Raw genomic sequence first — 16,850 nt, 5'->3', positions numbered from 1 at the left:
CCTTCCTAGAGGGAAAAGCTAAGTAGTCTTTCAACTAGTGGCGGCATAATGCCCCGCCGGCTATCCGGCGGGGCTAGGACCACGGTCGTAGTTTACGCGAGTTGTTGTTTGAGGGAATCAAGGAGGTCATTCCACGCGGCGACGAACTTATCGACGCCCTCGCGCTCGAGGACCGCAAAGACATCTTCTAGGTCGATGCCCACCGATTCGAGCTGGGAGAAGACCTTCTCGGCTTCTTCGCCGGCAGTGGGGAGGGTATCGCCGTGGAATCCACCCTCCTGCAGGACCGCATCAATGGTCTTTTCCGGCATGGTATTGACCGTGTGCGGGCCAGCCAGCTCGGTCACGTACAGCGTTGCTGGGTAGTCGGGGTTTTTCACGCCGGTGGAAGCCCACAGTGGACGCTGTACAGGTGCGCCTTCGGGGAGGCCGTTATCACCGAGCAATTCCTCTTGGAAGAGGGCGTAGGCACGCTGCGCGTTGGCAACGCCGGCCTTGCCGCGGAGGGACAGGGCCTCATCGGAACCGATAGCTTCCAAGCGCTTATCCACTTCCGTATCCAGGCGGGAGACGAAGAACGATGCGACCGAGTGAATCTTGGTGACGTCCTTGCCGTTACCAGCCGCGCGCTTGAGCCCGGCCCGGAATGCGGCGATGACCTCGCGGTAGCGGGAGACCGAGAAGATCAGGGTGACGTTGACGCTGATTCCCTCTGCCAAGGCATCCTCGATAGCGGGGAGGGAGCCCTTGGTAGCCGGGATCTTGATCATCGCATTGGGGCGGTCCACTTGGTCCCACAGTTCGCGGGCCTGCTTGAGTGTTGCCGCGGCATCGTCGGAGATGCGCGGATCCACCTCGATGGATACGCGGCCATCCTGGCCGTCGGTCTCGGCATAAATATCGGCAAAAAGATCACAGGCGTTTTGCACGTCCGTAATGGCCAGGGAGTAGACGGCTTCATCGGCCGAAGCGTTCTTCTCCTTCAAGGCTGCCAGGTCTTCGTCATAGGCCGTGCCGCTGGTCATGGCGGTGGCAAAGATAGCCGGGTTGGTGGTTACGCCCACGATGGACTTGGAGGAAATAATCTCCTTCAAGTTTCCGGATTCCAAGCGCTGGCGCGAAAGATCATCGAGCCACGTGGAGGTGCCCAATTGGGCAAGTTCAGAAATGTTGTTCATAGTCATTCCTTTTAGCGTCGGTGAGGTGGGGCTTAGCTTTGGGCTTCGGCGATGCTCTCGCGTGCGGCATCGGCAACCGCAGCAGAGGTAAAGCCAAACTTTTCGAAGAGCTCATCGCCGGGCGCAGAGGCCCCGTAGTGCTCTAGGGAGACGTTTCGGCCGAAAGTACCGGTGTACTTGTGCCAGGACTGAGCGAGGCCCGCTTCGACGGAAACGCGGGCCCTCACGCTGCTGGGCAGGACCGATTCGCGGTACTCTGCGTCCTGCTCGTCGAACCACTCCAGGCACGGCGCGGATACCACGCGAGCGGCCGTGCCCTCGCTTTCGAGCTGCTGGGCGGCCTCCACGGCGAGCTGTACCTCCGAGCCGGTGGCCAGCAAGATAACATCGGGCTCGTCCTTGGAGCCTTCGACCAAGGTGTAGGCGCCGCGGCGAACGCCATCGCGTGCCTTTTCCTTGGTGCCTTCCAAAATAGGGAGGTTCTGGCGGCTAAGCGCAAGTCCCTTCGGGGCTGCCTTGTATTCCATCGCTGCGGCCCAAGCCTGCGCGGTTTCATTGGCATCGGCAGGCCGGATTACAGACAGGTTCGGAATGGCGCGCAAGGCCGACAGGGTTTCTACCGGCTGGTGGGTAGGGCCGTCTTCGCCCAAGCCAATAGAGTCGTGCGTCCACACGTAGTAAGTATCGGTAGACATCAGCGAGCCGAGGCGCACCGCCGGGTACTGATACTCGGAGAAGATCAGGAAGGTACCGCCATACACGCGGGTATTTCCGTGGAGGGCGATGCCGTTCATGATGGCGGACATCGCGTGCTCGCGGATGCCAAAGTGAAGGTTGCGGCCATAAGGCTGCGCGGACCACTTATTGGTGGTGATGTTTTCAGGGCCGAAGGAATCCGCGCCCTTAATCACGGTGTTATTGGACCCCGCCAGGTCGGCCGATCCGCCCCACATTTCCGGCAAGGCGGCGGCCAGCGCCTGGATGGTCGCCTCAGAGGCCTTACGGGTGGCGATCGCATCACCTGGCTCCCATACGGGGAGCTCGGCATCGAAGTTCTCCGGCAATTCGCGGGCGCTCATGCGGTCAAACAGCGCCTTATTCTCGGCGTTGTCCGCCGCCCACGCGTCGAACTCTTCTTGCCACTGCGCGTGCTTTTTGGCGCCGCGCTCGCGCAGCTTGCGGGTGTGCGCCAAGACCTCATCATCGATGTGGAAGGTCTTTTCCGGGTCGAAGCCGAGCACTTCCTTGGTGGCGGCAACTTCGTCATCGCCAAGCGCCGCGCCGTGCACGCCCCCGGTGTTCATCTTGGTCGGGGCAGGGTAGCCAATGACCGTCTTCACGCGGATGAAGGAGGGGCGCTCCGTTTCCTGCTGGGCATTGCGCACTGCCTCTTCAATGGCAACGACGTCCTCGCCGGATTCAACGGTCTGGACGTGCCAGCCGTATGCCTCATAGCGCGCAGCGACGTCCTCATTGAAGGCGATATTGGTGTCATCCTCAATGGAAATCCGGTTGTCATCCCAGAAGACAATCAGGTTACCCAGCTTCTGGGTGCCAGCCAAAGACGATGCCTCAGCGGTAACGCCTTCCTGCAGGTCGCCGTCGGAGGCAATGGTGTAGACGTAGTGATCAAAGGGGGATTGGCCGACCGGTGCCTCAGGATCGAAGAGGCCGCGCTCCTTGCGGGCAGCCATCGCCATACCTACCGAAGATGCCAGACCCTGGCCGAGCGGGCCGGTGGTGATCTCCACGCCATCGGTGTGGTGCACCTCAGGGTGGCCCGGGGTGAGAGAGCCCCAGGTGCGCAGCTGCTGGAGATCTTTCATCTCCAAGCCGAACCCACCCAAGAAAAGCTGGATGTACAGGGTCAGGGAAGAGTGGCCGACAGACAACACGAAGCGGTCGCGGCCGGCCCAATTCACGTCATTGGGGTCGTGATTGAGGACGCGCTGGTAGAGCGTATAGGCGAGGGGAGCCAGTGACATCGCCGTGCCGGGGTGCCCGGAGCCGCAGTTTTGGACGGCATCGGCAGCAAGCACGCGCACAGTGTCGACCGCGCGAGTATCGGTGTCTGTCCAGTCGTCCGGATAACGGCGCTCGACCATAGCTTGCAGGTCTGGGGACAAATTATCTTTCGACACGGTATAAGGCCTCGCTTAAATCTAGGCGTTAATTACTGAACTCCACACAGTCTAGTTACTTTTTTGACGGCGGTGCGGAATTATTGAAAGCCGCGGGGAACCGGTAAGCTGGCATGGCTAAGCGGTGTACGGCACAGCATTAGTTACTCTCTGCGTTTCCGCTGCATTGCTACGATCCATGTGTAGCGCATTTTATATGTAAGCCATAGTGTGAATTAATTCTCCGGAACTTTTGCGCCGGAGTGTGCGACCACTACACCGTGGGCATAGCGCACTGTGTAGCGTGTGTGCTGTAGATCAACGTCTGTTCAGATAGTGGAGGAATTCCTTGGAGACCATCAAGGCCTATTTTGCGCTAACGAAGCCGAGGATTATTGAACTCCTCCTCGTGGCCGCAATTCCGGCGATGCTCCAAGCGCAACGGGGCGTTGAGGCGGTTTCTGAGAATATCTGGCTCATCATTTCCACCATTTTCGGCGGATGGATGGGCGCTGCGGCCGCCCATACCTTTAATAACGTGGTCGATTATGAAATTGACCAGAAGATGCAACGCACCCGCGCGCGCCCACTTGTGCGCGCCACGATTTCGAAGCGGAACGCGGCGATCTTTGCTTGGATCATGCTCGTGGTGTCGGTGCTGTGGCTGGGCATCCTGGCAAATTCTTGGTTGGCGGCGTTCTTCGTCATCCTCACGAACTTTTTCTATGTATTCGTCTACACCAAGTTTTTGAAGATGCGCAATGCCCAAAACATCGTGTGGGGCGGTTTAGCGGGGTGCATGCCGGCCATGGTGGGTTGGGCAGTCATCCGCGATAACGCGCCGGCGGGAGAGCCCGACCGCTGGTGGCAGGCAATAGTCCTATTCCTCATTATCTTTTTCTGGACCCCGCCACATACCTGGGCCTTGGCCATGAAATACAAGGAAGATTACCGCAAGGCCGGGGTGCCGATGTTGCCGGTCGTGGCGACGGAACAAGAAGTAACCCGCCAAATCGTGTGGTATTCCGTTGGCACGGTCATCGTCACGCTGCTTATCGTTCCTGCGGCATCGTGGATTTACCTCATTGCCGCCGTAACTTCTGGCGCGGTCTTCTTATGGCTAGCTATCCGCCTGCACCAAGGCGTAAAGAAAGGCGCAAAGGTAAAACCCATGCGCCTGTTTATCTATTCAAATAACTACCTGTCGGTACTCTTTATTGGCCTGTCCATCGATGCCGTCATAGGTTGGGAGCCAATCGGCCGGATGCTTGGTTGGTCCGCCACCCTGTTCTAAATCCCGGTAGCACGCTGAAGCGCGAGCCTTCGTGGCTCGCGCTTCTTTTTGTCTTAATCCTGCTTTACCCGCAGAACAATAGAACCGGTGGTGCTGCGCGATTGTAGGTCGCGGTGGGCCTGCTCTGCTTCTTCCAAGGGATAGGAGGCCGATACGTTGAACTTGAGGTCTCCGTCCATCACGGCCTGGACGACCGCTTGCGCGCGCATCTGGAATTCGCCCTCTTGCGCCGTCCACGCGCCGAGCGAAGGCCGGGTCAAGAAGATGGAGCCATGCTTATTAAGCAGCTGGGGATCGATGGGCTCAACAGGGCCAGAAGCGGCGCCAAAGAGTGCAACAGTGCCGCGCGGGCGAACGGCCTCGAGCGATTCGAAGAAGGTGGATTGGCCCACGCCGTCATAGACCACATCGACGCCCCGTCCGCCATTAAACCGGCGAACCTGCTCGCCCAGACCATCGCTGTAACGGAAGACGTGGTCGGCGCCGCACTTGTACGAGATCTCTTCCTTTTCATCGGTGGAAACGACCGTATAAACAGTTGCGCCCAAAGAGGAAGCCATTTGGGTCAACAGTTGGCCCACACCGCCCGCACCAGCGGTGATGAGGCACGTGGCGCCTTTACCAAGCTCATACACGCCGTGGGAAAGGAAGTGGGCGGTCATGCCTTGTAGCAGCATGGAGGCAGCGATCTCGGTGGGGAAATCATCCGGTACGGCGACAAGGCCGTTCCGGGGGACGCAGACCTGCTCGGCATAGGAACCAAAGGCGTGGTGCCATGCCACCAGGGAGCCTTCCGCAATTTCTCCCTTGGGATCGTGGACGACGCGCCCGGTTCCCTCAAAGCCAGGGATAAAGGGCGTCTGGGCGTTATAGATACCCTCACGGTAGTAGGTATCGATATAGTTCACACCCGCCACAGTGACATCGACTAAGACTTCGTCCTCAGTGGGCGTGGGCGCAGGAACCTCGGCGTAGCGCAGGACTTCCGGCCCGCCCGTTTCTGTGATCTGGATAGCATGCATAAGGCCATGCTATCCCACAAAGCCCAGTAGCTGCAGGAAAATGGTGCTGCCTAGGTCCTAGACGGCGGCGCGTTCCTCATTTAATGATTGCTGGCGAACGGCGTATTTATCGTCGCCGGCGGGAGAGCCCGAGATGAGGTCTGGCGTGCCGCCGACGCGGTGGCGCCCGTGTGCCCAGAGCAGGGCGGTAAAGCCGGTGACCACGGCGGACATACCGATGTGGAAGGGGACCGTCCACCGCGGCACGCCCAGGTAGAACTGCAAGACGCCCACGGCCCACTGGATGAGGATGCAGACGATAAGGACCCACCCGGCCTTCTTGGTCTCCTGCGGGGTGCGGTGCTTGTACAGCAGGAAGACGGTGATGGCGGTAAAGATGAGGTAGACGTACATGCACATGGCGTGGGCGATGGCCATGGACTCGGTATCCACATCCAAGCGGCCTTCCATTCCCACTCCGGAGTCGCCGGAATGCACGCCGGAACCGGTCACCATGGTGCCGGTAATCAGGACAACCGATAGGGCGATGGTCGCGATGACGGCGATAATGCGAATTGCCTGCGGGAACCGCGGCTGGGCGGTGCCATCATCGGGTTCTTTGATGCGGGCATACAGCATGCAGGCAAGCCACACCAGCACCATGGAGGGCAGGAAGTGAAGCGCCACGGACCACCAGCGCAGATCCAGGTGCACGGAGATGCCGCCGATGACGGCCTGCAGGACGATGCCGGCCACGTTCAGCCATGCATAGATCCTGAGCTCAGGGCGGCGGCACGCCATATACATGGCGATGACTGCCGCGCCGGCGGCGGCGGAATCAACAAAGGTGAGCAGGCGGTTGCCAAACTCAATGACCTGGTGGATTGCCGGTGCTGCGCCCTCTACCGGCACCAAGGAACCAGGCTGGCATTGGGGCCAGGTGGGGCAACCCAGGCCGGAACCGGTGACGCGGACGATGGAACCAGATACGGTGATGCCGCCTTGGCAGAAGATCAGGATCAGCGCGATGAGGCGCTGTTGCTCCACGGTAGGGACGGCTTCTTTAAAAAAGCGTTTAGTTCTGGTCCAGTAATTCACAAGGTGCATCTTACTAGGGGGTGTGTAGCGAGCCGAAACCTTTGGCTCTGTTTCGCGGGGAACTGGGTATAACTCACATTTAGCCGTCGAAACGGAACCAACGAACGGCCGCATACGACGCGACTGCCAGCCACGCGGTCAAGGAAATGAGTTCGATGCCAGGAAAGGTGGAATTGGAGGCATCGGCAAGCGCGCCCGCTAGTGCCACGGTGGGCACGATGTTGAGCAGGCCATTATCGCCCAAGCCCTGGGAGTACAGGGCCCAGCCGACGATCGCCAGCAGGATAAACCAAATGAGGTTCGCCAGCGCGAGTACGGCCTCAGAGCTAAGGGTGCCGCCAAGCACCAAACCCATGGCGGTAAAGGCGGCGACGCCGAAAATGAGCGAGACGATCATGAGCAGGATGCCGGGCGCACTGATGCGCAGGCCCAAGGCAAAGGCCGTGGCACCGAGCACGAGAATCTGGAATACCACCATCGTCAGCACGCCAATAATCTTGCCGCCAATGATCGCCCACGCCGGCACGCCGGAGGCGCCGGTGCGCTTTAAGGCCCCGTAGCGGCGGTCAAAGGCCAGGGAAATGGCTTGCCCGGTAAAACCAGCCGAGGTTGCCGCCACCGCGAGCACCATGGGAAAGACCTCGTGCAGCCCATGCCCGGTAGATGATTCCAGGCGGGCGGTCCCAATCAGGATGGCGAGCGGGATAATGATGCTGAGCAATTGTTGCTCCCCGTGGCGCAGCATGAGCTTGGCCTCCATGCCGCCTTGGGCAAAGATGATGGCGCCCGCACTCGCTCGTTTGGGTGCCGGGCTGAAGGTGCCGGGGGAAAACGTTGCGCTCATAATCGGGGCCTATTCCTTGAAAAATTTGAAGTGGCGATTTTAGGTACTGGTGATTCTAAGATGAAGACAGGACACAGGGTTTTATCAACTGCGCAAGTGCCTGCCTGTGAGGTCGAGGAATACTTCCTCGAGGTTCCGGTGGTGGGATTCCAGGCTTCGCAAAAGCACGCCTTGGCGGGCGAGCTCGGCGGCGAGGGCGGAAATCAGTTCCGGCGAACTGGGCTGGCTCACCCTGTAGTGCAGCGGCCGCGAGGCGGTCGTGGGGATGCCAATTCGCTGCAAGGCGTCCAGGTCAACTGCGGAGTTGGCGGTAAAACTAAACCCGGCGCCCTCGCCCTGGGAGGTAAGTTCTGCCGGCGTTCCCTGTGCCACGAGCGCGCCGTGATCCATGATGGCGATGTGATCTGCCAGCGATTCGGCCTCATCCATCAGGTGGGTGGTCAATATCACTGTGACCCCGTCGCGCTTCAGGGCGCGGATCAAATCCCACACGGCGAGCCGGGATTGGGCGTCCATGCCCGCGGTGGGTTCATCGAGGAAAACTAGCTCTGGCCTGCCGATGACCGCGAGCGCGAGCGATAGCCGCTGCTGCTGCCCGCCGGAAAGCCGCCGATAAGGCGTGCGCGCAACACCTTGCAGGCCCAACGTTTCGAGCAGCCATTCCGGCGGTAGAGGATTGGCGTTATAGAGCGCGGTCAATTCCAACATCTCTAGCACGCGGATGCCGGAATAAGAACCGCCGCCTTGCAGCATGATTCCCACCTTTTCGCGCACCCTATCGGGCTCGGTGCTGGGATCAAGGCCTAAGACCTTAATGGATCCGGCGGTGGGGTGGATAAAGCCTTCAGACATTTCGATGGTGGTGGATTTACCAGCACCATTGGGGCCGAGCAGGCAAAATATTTCGCCGTGTGCAACGCTCAGGCTGAGCCCATTGACGGCTGCCGTGGGGCCAAATTTCTTTACCACACCATCCAAGGACAGGGCGGGGCTTTCAGCTGGAATTGCATTCACGGGTGCCTAGTTTAAGACACGGATTCCGTGTCGGCGCATTGCACCCCACCACACTCCGACTACCACGGCGAATGCGCAGGCAGCGGCGATATAGATGGAAAGCACCGTCCCAGCGGGCAGGCCCAAGCCGCGCGGAAGGACGAAAAAGCTCATCGCGCCGGTATAGGCAACGACGCTAAACCGGAAGATGTGCCGGTTCGCCCACGCCGCCAACGGCAAAACGGCCCAGAGGATGTACCACGGGTGGACCACTGGGAAGAAGATAACGAGCACGAGGGTAGAGATTCCCAGCCCGCCCACGGGGTGGATATATCCGCGCAGCGTGGCAAAGAGCATGCGGGACATGAAGGCGACGGCGACCAAGACGCCGAAACTGCGCGTGATGGTCAATATGGCATCGGTGTGGTCCCCAAGGCCTAAAAACATGCCGAGGAAACCGGCGCCCACTCCCACCGCCGTGGATAGGGAAAGCCAGGAGCGAATCGTGGCGGCGCCGCCTTGCCCGGTAATCCAACCGAGGTTAATGCCCGTGATGAGGCTGATGACCGCAATGGTGACTACGAGCACCGCGCCCTGCACGGCAATGGCTATAAATAAAGCCCGCCAGCGCGGTACGCGTGCCTGCACGTGCAGGTGGCGGGCATACGCCATGCCGATAAAGCCGAGCCCAATAAAGCCGGTGACCTTGACCATTCCGGCGCAGGATAGGAAAAATCCAGAGGCTATGAGCGCTACATATGCTCCTTTATTATCGCGGCCCAGCTTATCGATGCCCCTTAATCCAAGCTCCATGCCCAGCAACGACAATCCAAGCATGATGGATTCATTATGGATACCGCCGACGAGGTGAAGGATGGTCAGCGGGTTCAAGATGCCGAGCCATAGTGCGGAGGCAGGGGAGACGCGGCATCGCTGAGCAAGCTGTGTGATGGCCCAGCCGGCCACGATGATGCCCACGATGGAAAGTAGGCGGTGGGCGATCACACCTAAAACAATGGAATTTCCGGTGATGATGCTGACGATGGCCGCCAGCCCCAAGGCAACGGGCCCATATGGTGACGGTGAATTTGCCCAGATAAACGGAACGGAGCGCGCGAGCTCGTTGCCAGCGCCCAAGAGCTGCACCGGGCCGGCGGAATAGGGATCCATCCCTTGGGCCACGATGGAGCCATTGGCCAAATAAGAATAGATGTCTTGGGTAAATAAGGGTGCGGTAAAGATGAGGGGAATGATCCACCCAGCCCACGTGATCCACAGCTGGCGCGGGGAGACCAGCCGGCGGGAGCGATCGCTGGCGGGCTCGCCGGGTCGCGCCTGGCGCAGCGGGGTGCCCACGAAGGGGGCGAGGAAAATCCAGGCCGTTACTAAAAGCCCCACGCCCACCATGACAAGCGCAGACGAGGTCTGCAGCATGCGCGACATAAGCGAACCAAAGGGCACATTGTCATAGGGGTTGCCCACTACAGGCAGTGCGCCTGCTCCCAAAGCGCCAAAGGCAATGAGGAGGGAACCGACGGTTCCGGCCCACCGCAAGATGAAAAAGGTGCGCTTTTGGGAGACCGTGGTGTGCTGCAGTTCCTCTGGCGCCTGGGTGATGAAATCGTAGCGAGTATCCCCGGCTTGCGCGCCGGTGCCTTCGGCGTGCAGCTGCGCGGAACGAGAACCTGCGGTGCCTAAGCGTGGCAATTCCGCCTTTACGCTCTCGAGCACTCCCCGTAGTTTCCCTTTCATGGCTTAAGACCTTACGCGAGGACCGTGGGGTGGGAAATTCACCCCCGCCGCCACGCCCGGTGACTGCAATGGTGGCATTCCGGAATGAATTAAGGAACACTAGTGTTGTCTAATGATGAAAGCGCAGTTATGGCGCTTGCGTAGCGACGGCATTTCCGGCGCGACGGAGCACGGTGACTGCAGGCAACTGACCTAAGGAAGGGAGGTTTTAGGGCATGGCTAACTCACAGCGCGCGGCAGCGGCGCATGTGGCGGTGAAAGAATCACGGTCCACGGATGGTGATACCCGCCGCCAGGTACTGCTGCTATTGCTTAAGGACGGCCCTGTAACCGCCTCTTACCTGGGTGAGCGCCTTGGTCTTTCGACCGCCGGGATCCGCCGGCATTTAGACATTCTGGTGGAAGAAGAACTAACGGAAGTTGTCGAGCGCCGTCCAGCTTCTCGTTCGCGGATGCACTCCGGAGCGGGTCGTGGGCGACCGGCAAAACACTTCCGCCTGACGGATCGTGGGCGTGCGCAATTTGGCCACGCCTATGATGAATTGGCTTCTGAAGCGTTGACCGCGCTGCGCTCTGCGGGCGGTTCAGAGGCTGTGAAGAACTTCGCTAAGGCTCGTTTTGAGCGCATCATCGCCGATGTGCGTCCCTTCGTGGACGCGGAAGAATCGGTCGAGGAAGTAGCGCGCAAACTGGCTGAAACCCTGGATAAGCACGGGTACGCCGCAACCGTGGACCGTGCGGGCCAGGGCGTGTAAATCTGTCAACACCACTGCCCGGTTGCCCATGTGGCGGCCGAGCACCCTGAACTGTGCGAGGCAGAGCAGGAAGTCTTTTCCGCCCTCTTAGGCAAACACGTACAACCTTTGGCTTCTATCGCAGATGGCCACGGAATTTGTACCACGAATATCCCCTTGACACCTGTCAAAACTAATACTGAAAGGAGCGAGTCATGACCCAGGCACAATCGGCACCTGATAACAAGATGACCGATGATGAGATCATCGATTCTATTGGTGCGTATGAGTACGGCTGGCACGACTCTGACTCGGCCGGCGCTTCTGCCGCCCGTGGCCTGAACGAGGACGTTGTCCGCGATATTTCCGCAAAGAAGGGCGAGCCCGAGTGGATGCTGAACCAGCGTCTCAAGGCCCTGAATATCTTTGATAAGAAGCCCATCCCTACCTGGGGCGCGGATCTCTCCGGCATCGACTTTGACCAGATCAAGTACTACGTCAAGTCCACCGAAGAGCAGGCGCAGACCTGGGACGATCTCCCGGATGATATTAAGGCCACCTACGATAAGCTGGGCATCCCTGAGGCAGAAAAGCAGCGTTTGGTTGCCGGCGTGGCCGCACAGTACGAGTCTGAGGTTGTCTACCACCAGATTCGCGAAGACCTGGAAAGCCAGGGCGTTATCTTCGTCGATACCGATACCGCGCTGCGCGATTACCCAGAGCTTTTTAAGGAACACTTCGGCACCGTTATTCCTGCCGGTGACAATAAGTTCTCCGCGCTTAACTCTGCAGTGTGGTCCGGCGGCTCCTTCATTTACGTCCCGAAGGGCGTGCACGTTGACATCCCGCTGCAGGCCTACTTCCGTATTAATACCGAGAACATGGGCCAGTTCGAGCGCACCCTTATCATCGTGGATGAAGATGCCTACGTTCACTACGTGGAAGGCTGCACCGCGCCCATCTACAAGTCGGACTCCCTGCACTCCGCAGTAGTTGAGATCATCGTGAAGAAGGGCGGCCGCTGCCGCTATACGACGATTCAGAACTGGTCCAGCAACGTCTACAACCTGGTGACCAAGCGCACCAAGGTGGAAGAGGGCGGCACCATGGAATGGGTCGATGGCAACATCGGCTCCAAGGTCACCATGAAGTACCCGGCCGTGTGGATGACCGGTCCGCACGCTAAGGGTGAGGTACTCTCCGTCGCCTTCGCTGGCGAGGGACAGTTCCAGGACACCGGTGCGAAGATGACGCACATGGCGCCCTACACCTCCTCCAATATCGTCTCCAAGTCCGTTGCCCGCGCCGGCGGCCGCGCTGCTTACCGCGGCTTGGTGCAGGTCAACCAGAATGCGCACCACTCCACGTCCAACGTGGAATGCGACGCCCTGCTCGTGGACAATATCTCGCGTTCGGACACATACCCGTATAACGACATCCGCAACGAGTACGTCACGTTGGGCCACGAGGCAACCGTGTCGCAGGTTTCTGAAGAGCAGCTGTTCTACCTCATGTCCCGCGGCATTGCGGAAGAAGAAGCAATGGCAATGATCGTGCGTGGCTTCGTTGAGCCGATTGCTAAGGAGCTGCCGATGGAGTACGCCCTCGAGCTCAACCGCCTCATCGAACTGCAAATGGAAGGATCGGTCGGCTAAAGAAATGGTCGCTTCGAACGAATTCAATCCGGATAAGATCACCAAGGGTGACGTCTTTACCTCTACCAACGTGGAGGATTTCCCGGTACCGCATGGCCGCGACGAGGTATGGCGCTTTGTTTCCCTGCGCAAGCTGCGGGGCCTGCACAACGGGGAATTTGCTCAAGCGGTTGCCCAGGACGTCAAGGTAAGCAAGCACCCAGGCGTTTCTGCGGAGACTGTAGACCGCGACGATGAGCGCCTTGGCCGCGTGGGCAAGCCTTCTGACCGCGTGGCCGCCCAGGCATGGACCTCCATGCCGGAAGGTCAAGTGGTAACCGTTGACCCTGAGGTGCAGGTGGAAGATCCCATCACCATTACCTTTACGGGCAAGGGCGAAGACGTGACCTCTTTCGGCGCCACCTCCATCGAGGTTGGCCACCATGCGGAGGCCACCGTTGTGCTGAAGTACGTCGGCTCTGGCACCCACGCGGATAACGTGGAATTCATCCTTGGCGATGGCGCACACCTGACCGTCATCGTGGACGTCGACTGGGAAAACGACGCGGTGCACCTGTCTAACCAGGTGGCCCAGGTGGGACGCGATGCCGTGCTGCGCCACAACTCCGCCATCTTCGGCGGCGAGGTCGTGCGCATTGTCCCGCGCGTGAACTTCACCGCTCCCGGCGGCGACGCCGAGCTGCTGGGCGTGTACTTCGCCGATTCTGGTCAGTACTTCGAAAACCGCATGCTCGTGGATCACTCGGTTCCGAATTGTCGCTCCAATGTCCTGTACAAGGGCGCATTGCAGGGTGAGAAGAAGAACGAGGCTCGTACCTGCTGGGTAGGAGACGTGCTTATCCGCTCCAACGCACAGGGCACCGATACCTATGAGACGAATAATAACCTCATCCTCACGGACGGTGCGCGCGCAGACGCCATTCCGAACCTGGAGATTGAGACCGGTGAAATCACCGGCGCCGGCCACGCCGCAACGGTTGGCCGCTTTGACGATATCGAACTGTTCTACCTGATGTCGCGCGGTATTCCGGAGGCAGAGGCTCGTCGCCTCATCATTCGTGGCTTCTTCAACGAGGTCATCCACCGCATTCCGGTGCAATCCCTGTCCGAGGAACTGGAAAACCGCATTTCTGAAGAACTGGAAAAGATCTCCGCTTAACGCACTTACAGAAGGAAACCCACAAAACTATGTCTACTCTGGAAATTAAGAATCTCCACGCCCAGGTTCTGCCGAATGAAGAAAACGGCGAGCCCAAGGAAATCCTCAAGGGCGTCAACCTCACCATCAACTCCGGCGAGATCCACGCCATCATGGGCCCGAACGGCTCCGGCAAGTCCACCTTGTCCTACACCATTGCTGGTCACCCGAAGTACGAGGTCACCGAGGGCGAGGTGCTTCTCGATGGCGAGAACCTCCTCGACATGCCCGTTGACGAGCGCGCTCGCGCCGGCCTGTTTTTGGCCATGCAGTACCCCACCGAGGTGCCGGGCGTAAAGGTATCGCAGTTCATGCGCTCCGCCGTGACCTCTATCCGCGGCGAGGCCCCCAAGCTGCGCGAGTGGAATAAGGAACTTACTGAGGCTCGCGAGAACCTGAAGATTGATAAGTCCTTCATCTCCCGCTCCGTCAACGAGGGCTTTTCCGGTGGCGAGAAGAAGCGCCACGAGGTCATGCAGTTGGACATCCTAAAGCCCAAGTTCGCGGTCATGGATGAGACCGACTCCGGCTTGGACGTTGACGCGCTGCGCATTGTCTCTGATGGCATCAACCGCTACCAGGATGACACCAATGGCGGCATCCTGATGATTACCCACTACAAGCGCATCCTGAACTACGTGCAGCCTGATTTCGTGCACGTATTCGCTAACGGCCAGGTTGTGAAGACCGGCGGGGCCGAGCTGGCAGACCAGCTTGAGTCTGACGGCTACGACCAGTTCCTGCAGTAAAGACCAGCCCAGCGCTGGTTCATCCTCGATGAATCGAAGAAGTTTTATGTCTGGATTTGATGTAAACGCAATTAGGGAGCAGTTCCCGATCCTGCAGCGCACCGTGCGCGGCGATAAGCCGTTGGTGTACTTGGACTCGGGGGCTACCTCCCAGCGCCCGCTGCCGGTGTGGAAGGCAGAGGAGGAGTTCGTTCTCCATACCAACGCCCCCGTCCACCGCGGCTCGTACCAGCTGGCTGAGGAGGCGGATAACGCCTATGAGTCGGCCCGGCAGGCCATTGCCGCCTTTGTTGGCGCCGACCGCGATGAGATTGCCTTTGCGAAAAACGCCACCGAGGCGCTCAATGAGGTTGCCTATACGCTTTCCGATGAGCGCGCGGGCGAGCTGTACGTAGGAGAGGGCGATACCGTCGTCATCACGGAGCTCGAGCACCACGCCAACCTCGTGCCGTGGCAAGAGCTCTGTGAGCGAACCGGTGCCACCTTGAAGTGGTACTCGTTGACCGACGATGGCCGCATCGACTTGGATTCGCTCGAGCTCGATGAATCCGTCAAGGTCGTTGCGTTTACCCATCAGTCCAACGTCACTGGCGCGGTTTCCGATGTCGAGGAAATGGTGCGCCGTGCTCGCGAGGTCGGCGCCATGGTGGTGCTCGATGCCTGCCAGTCCGTCCCGCATATGCCGGTAGATTTCCATGCCTTGGATGTGGATTTCGCCGCATTCTCGGGTCACAAGATGTGTGGCCCCAATGGCGTGGGAGTGCTCTACGGCAAGGACGAATTGCTGCGCAAGCTTCCCCCGTTCCTCACGGGTGGCTCCATGATCGAGGTAGTGAAGATGGAAGGAACCACCTTCGCGGAACCACCCACGCGATTTGAGGCGGGAACCCAGATGACCAGCCAGGTCGTCGGCCTCGGTGCCGCGGTGAAGTTTCTCGAGGAGGTGGGGATGGATAATATCCATGCCCACGAGCAAAAGCTCACTGCTTATGCCTTGGAACAGCTCCGCCAGATTCCAGGCCTGCGCATCATCGGCCCAGAAACCGCTGAAGACCGCGGCGCGGCCATCTCCTTTACCGTGGAGGGCGTGCACCCGCACGATTTGGGACAGGTTCTTGATGACCAAGGCGTATCCATTCGCGTAGGCCACCACTGCGCGTGGCCGCTGCACCGCGCCTGCGGTGCGCAATCGACCGCGCGCGCTAGCTTTTACCTGTACAACACGGAAGCCGAAGTAGATAAGCTGGTAGAAGCCATTAAGGCCGCCCGCGATTTCTTTGGAGTTGCCTAATGAATCTAGATTCGATGTACCAAGACGTGATCTTGGATCACTATAAAAATCCGCAACACGCGGGGCTGCGCGAGCCGTTCCAAGCGGAGGTTCACCACGTGAACCCCTCGTGCGGCGATGAGCTCACCTTGCGCGTCAACCTTTCCGCGGACGGCAAGACCGTTGAAGATGTGTCCTACGACGCCGAAGGTTGTTCCATCTCGCAGGCATCGACGTCCGTCATGGCGGAAGAGATCGTCGGCTTGCCCTTGGAGGAAGCCAATAAGAAGCTTGCCGAGTTTGAAAAGATGGTCACCTCGCGTGGCCAGGATGAAGGCGATGAGGACATCATCGGCGATGGTGTTGCCTTTGCAGGTGTTTCTCAATACCCGGCACGAGTTAAATGCGCGCTGCTAGGGTGGAAGGCTTTTCAGGCCGCCACCGCAGATGCGCTCAATGAAGTGGAGAAGTAAATGACCGATCCCGTAGATCCTTACCAGAACGAGAATTCGTCCTTCAGCGCAGGCGGTGAGCGGCCAGAGCAGACGGAAGAACAGCTGTCGAAGGCCTTTGACATCACCGAGTTCATGCGCGATGTCATCGACCCGGAGCTCGGCATCAACGTCGTTGACTTGGGCTTGGTCTATGACCTGTGGCTGGAAGAAGAGGACGGCAAAGAGCTAGCCATGATCAACATGACGCTTACCTCGCCGGCCTGCCCTTTGACCGACGTCATTGCGGAGCAGGTCGAAGACATCGTTACCGGCAAGAAGCTTGCCGATGGCGTGCGTATCAACTGGGTGTGGATGCCGCCTTGGGGCCCACACATGATTTCCGAAGAAGGCCGCGAGCAGCTCCAAGCTCTGGGCTTTGCGGTTTAATCACCACGGAATAGTGGGAAAGCGGCGGTAGTATTACCGCCGCTTTTTTGCGTGAATTAGTGCCTTGGGCTTTGATTGCTAGA

At 59.3% G+C, this 16,850-nt stretch carries 14 protein-coding genes and 1 pseudogene; 8 read left to right on the top strand and 7 right to left on the bottom strand.

Going from position 1 to position 16,850, the window contains the following annotated elements:
• Nucleotides 1-92: 92 nt before the first annotated feature.
• Complete coding sequence (gene tal / locus HMPREF1267_RS07025) at nucleotides 93-1,178, bottom strand: transaldolase (protein ID WP_023017463.1); 1,086 nt, start codon at nucleotides 1,176-1,178, stop codon at nucleotides 93-95.
• Nucleotides 1,179-1,210: 32 nt separating this feature from the next.
• Nucleotides 1,211-3,283: a transketolase gene (gene tkt / locus HMPREF1267_RS07020; protein ID WP_198010379.1), complete on the bottom strand. Its 2,073-nt coding sequence runs from the start codon at nucleotides 3,281-3,283 to the stop codon at nucleotides 1,211-1,213.
• A 364-nt stretch (nucleotides 3,284-3,647) separates the two neighbouring features.
• Here tkt and HMPREF1267_RS07015 point away from each other — a divergent pair, with 364 nt between their 5' ends.
• On the top strand, nucleotides 3,648-4,592 hold the full coding sequence (locus HMPREF1267_RS07015) for a heme o synthase (RefSeq protein ID WP_005279123.1): 945 nt from the start codon (nucleotides 3,648-3,650) through the stop codon (nucleotides 4,590-4,592).
• Between the two features lie 53 nt (nucleotides 4,593-4,645).
• Here HMPREF1267_RS07015 and HMPREF1267_RS07010 read toward each other — a convergent pair whose 3' ends face one another.
• The 5 genes from HMPREF1267_RS07010 to mptB all read right to left on the bottom strand — a co-directional run bounded on the left by HMPREF1267_RS07010 (nucleotide 4,646) and on the right by mptB (nucleotide 10,280).
• Nucleotides 4,646-5,614, bottom strand: a complete 969-nt coding sequence (locus HMPREF1267_RS07010) for a quinone oxidoreductase (protein WP_023017465.1) — start codon at nucleotides 5,612-5,614, stop codon at nucleotides 4,646-4,648.
• Nucleotides 5,615-5,671: 57 nt separating this feature from the next.
• The gene (locus tag HMPREF1267_RS07005) at nucleotides 5,672-6,700 is read right to left on the bottom strand and encodes a heme A synthase (protein ID WP_023017466.1); all 1,029 of its coding nucleotides are present in this window, start codon (nucleotides 6,698-6,700) and stop codon (nucleotides 5,672-5,674) included.
• A gap of 70 nt (nucleotides 6,701-6,770) precedes the next feature.
• Nucleotides 6,771-7,535, bottom strand: a complete 765-nt coding sequence (locus tag HMPREF1267_RS07000; protein WP_005279129.1) for an ABC transporter permease — start codon at nucleotides 7,533-7,535, stop codon at nucleotides 6,771-6,773.
• Between the two features lie 84 nt (nucleotides 7,536-7,619).
• Nucleotides 7,620-8,549 (bottom strand): ABC transporter ATP-binding protein, encoded by a 930-nt coding sequence (locus tag HMPREF1267_RS06995; RefSeq protein WP_023028836.1) that lies wholly within the window; start codon nucleotides 8,547-8,549, stop codon nucleotides 7,620-7,622.
• Between the two features lie 6 nt (nucleotides 8,550-8,555).
• Nucleotides 8,556-10,280 carry a polyprenol phosphomannose-dependent alpha 1,6 mannosyltransferase MptB gene (mptB, locus tag HMPREF1267_RS06990; RefSeq protein ID WP_023017468.1) on the bottom strand — a complete coding sequence of 575 codons (1,725 nt, stop codon included), beginning with the start codon at nucleotides 10,278-10,280 and terminating at the stop codon, nucleotides 8,556-8,558.
• Between the two features lie 215 nt (nucleotides 10,281-10,495).
• Between mptB and HMPREF1267_RS06985 the strand changes: the two are divergent.
• From HMPREF1267_RS06985 to HMPREF1267_RS06955, 7 genes and pseudogenes are all read left to right on the top strand, one after another.
• A pseudogene (locus HMPREF1267_RS06985) lies at nucleotides 10,496-11,233 on the top strand (helix-turn-helix transcriptional regulator).
• Nucleotides 11,230-12,669, top strand: coding sequence for a Fe-S cluster assembly protein SufB (gene sufB / locus HMPREF1267_RS06980; protein ID WP_005279136.1), 1,440 nt, complete (start codon nucleotides 11,230-11,232; stop codon nucleotides 12,667-12,669). Before HMPREF1267_RS06985 ends, sufB begins: the two are co-directional and overlap by 4 nt.
• Before the next feature lie 4 nt (nucleotides 12,670-12,673).
• A complete protein-coding gene (sufD, locus tag HMPREF1267_RS06975; protein WP_005279137.1) occupies nucleotides 12,674-13,828 on the top strand; it encodes a Fe-S cluster assembly protein SufD in 1,155 nt (384 codons plus the stop codon).
• Between the two features lie 29 nt (nucleotides 13,829-13,857).
• Nucleotides 13,858-14,616: a Fe-S cluster assembly ATPase SufC gene (sufC, locus tag HMPREF1267_RS06970; RefSeq protein WP_005279139.1), complete on the top strand. Its 759-nt coding sequence runs from the start codon at nucleotides 13,858-13,860 to the stop codon at nucleotides 14,614-14,616.
• 46 nt (nucleotides 14,617-14,662) lie between these two features.
• Nucleotides 14,663-15,907: a cysteine desulfurase gene (locus tag HMPREF1267_RS06965; protein WP_023017469.1), complete on the top strand. Its 1,245-nt coding sequence runs from the start codon at nucleotides 14,663-14,665 to the stop codon at nucleotides 15,905-15,907.
• On the top strand, nucleotides 15,907-16,359 hold the full coding sequence (gene sufU, locus HMPREF1267_RS06960) for a Fe-S cluster assembly sulfur transfer protein SufU (protein WP_005279143.1): 453 nt from the start codon (nucleotides 15,907-15,909) through the stop codon (nucleotides 16,357-16,359). Before HMPREF1267_RS06965 ends, sufU begins: the two co-directional genes overlap by 1 nt.
• Nucleotides 16,360-16,767, top strand: coding sequence for a metal-sulfur cluster assembly factor (locus tag HMPREF1267_RS06955; protein WP_005279145.1), 408 nt, complete (start codon nucleotides 16,360-16,362; stop codon nucleotides 16,765-16,767).
• Nucleotides 16,768-16,850 lie beyond the last annotated feature (83 nt).

The organism is Corynebacterium sp. KPL1824 (assembly GCF_000478095.1).
Taxonomy (GTDB): domain Bacteria; phylum Actinomycetota; class Actinomycetes; order Mycobacteriales; family Mycobacteriaceae; genus Corynebacterium; species Corynebacterium accolens.
This window is presented reverse-complemented; position numbering and strand designations above follow the sequence as displayed.

Bases quoted from the DNA above. Each gene is read 5' to 3' on its own strand.
- sufD (WP_005279137.1), top strand. From the start codon at position 12,674: ATGGTCGCTTCGAACGAATTCAATCCGGATAAGATCACCAAGGGTGAC.
- HMPREF1267_RS06955 (WP_005279145.1), top strand. From the start codon at position 16,360: ATGACCGATCCCGTAGATCCTTACCAGAACGAGAATTCGTCCTTCAGC.
- HMPREF1267_RS06965 (WP_023017469.1), top strand. From the start codon at position 14,663: ATGTCTGGATTTGATGTAAACGCAATTAGGGAGCAGTTCCCGATCCTG.
- HMPREF1267_RS07005 (WP_023017466.1), bottom strand. From the start codon at position 6,700: ATGCACCTTGTGAATTACTGGACCAGAACTAAACGCTTTTTTAAAGAA.
- sufB (WP_005279136.1), top strand. From the start codon at position 11,230: ATGACCCAGGCACAATCGGCACCTGATAACAAGATGACCGATGATGAG.
- mptB (WP_023017468.1), bottom strand. From the start codon at position 10,280: ATGAAAGGGAAACTACGGGGAGTGCTCGAGAGCGTAAAGGCGGAATTG.
- tal (WP_023017463.1), bottom strand. From the start codon at position 1,178: ATGAACAACATTTCTGAACTTGCCCAATTGGGCACCTCCACGTGGCTC.
- HMPREF1267_RS07010 (WP_023017465.1), bottom strand. From the start codon at position 5,614: ATGCATGCTATCCAGATCACAGAAACGGGCGGGCCGGAAGTCCTGCGC.
- tkt (WP_198010379.1), bottom strand. From the start codon at position 3,283: ATGGTCGAGCGCCGTTATCCGGACGACTGGACAGACACCGATACTCGC.
- sufC (WP_005279139.1), top strand. From the start codon at position 13,858: ATGTCTACTCTGGAAATTAAGAATCTCCACGCCCAGGTTCTGCCGAAT.
- HMPREF1267_RS07000 (WP_005279129.1), bottom strand. From the start codon at position 7,535: ATGAGCGCAACGTTTTCCCCCGGCACCTTCAGCCCGGCACCCAAACGA.
- sufU (WP_005279143.1), top strand. From the start codon at position 15,907: ATGAATCTAGATTCGATGTACCAAGACGTGATCTTGGATCACTATAAA.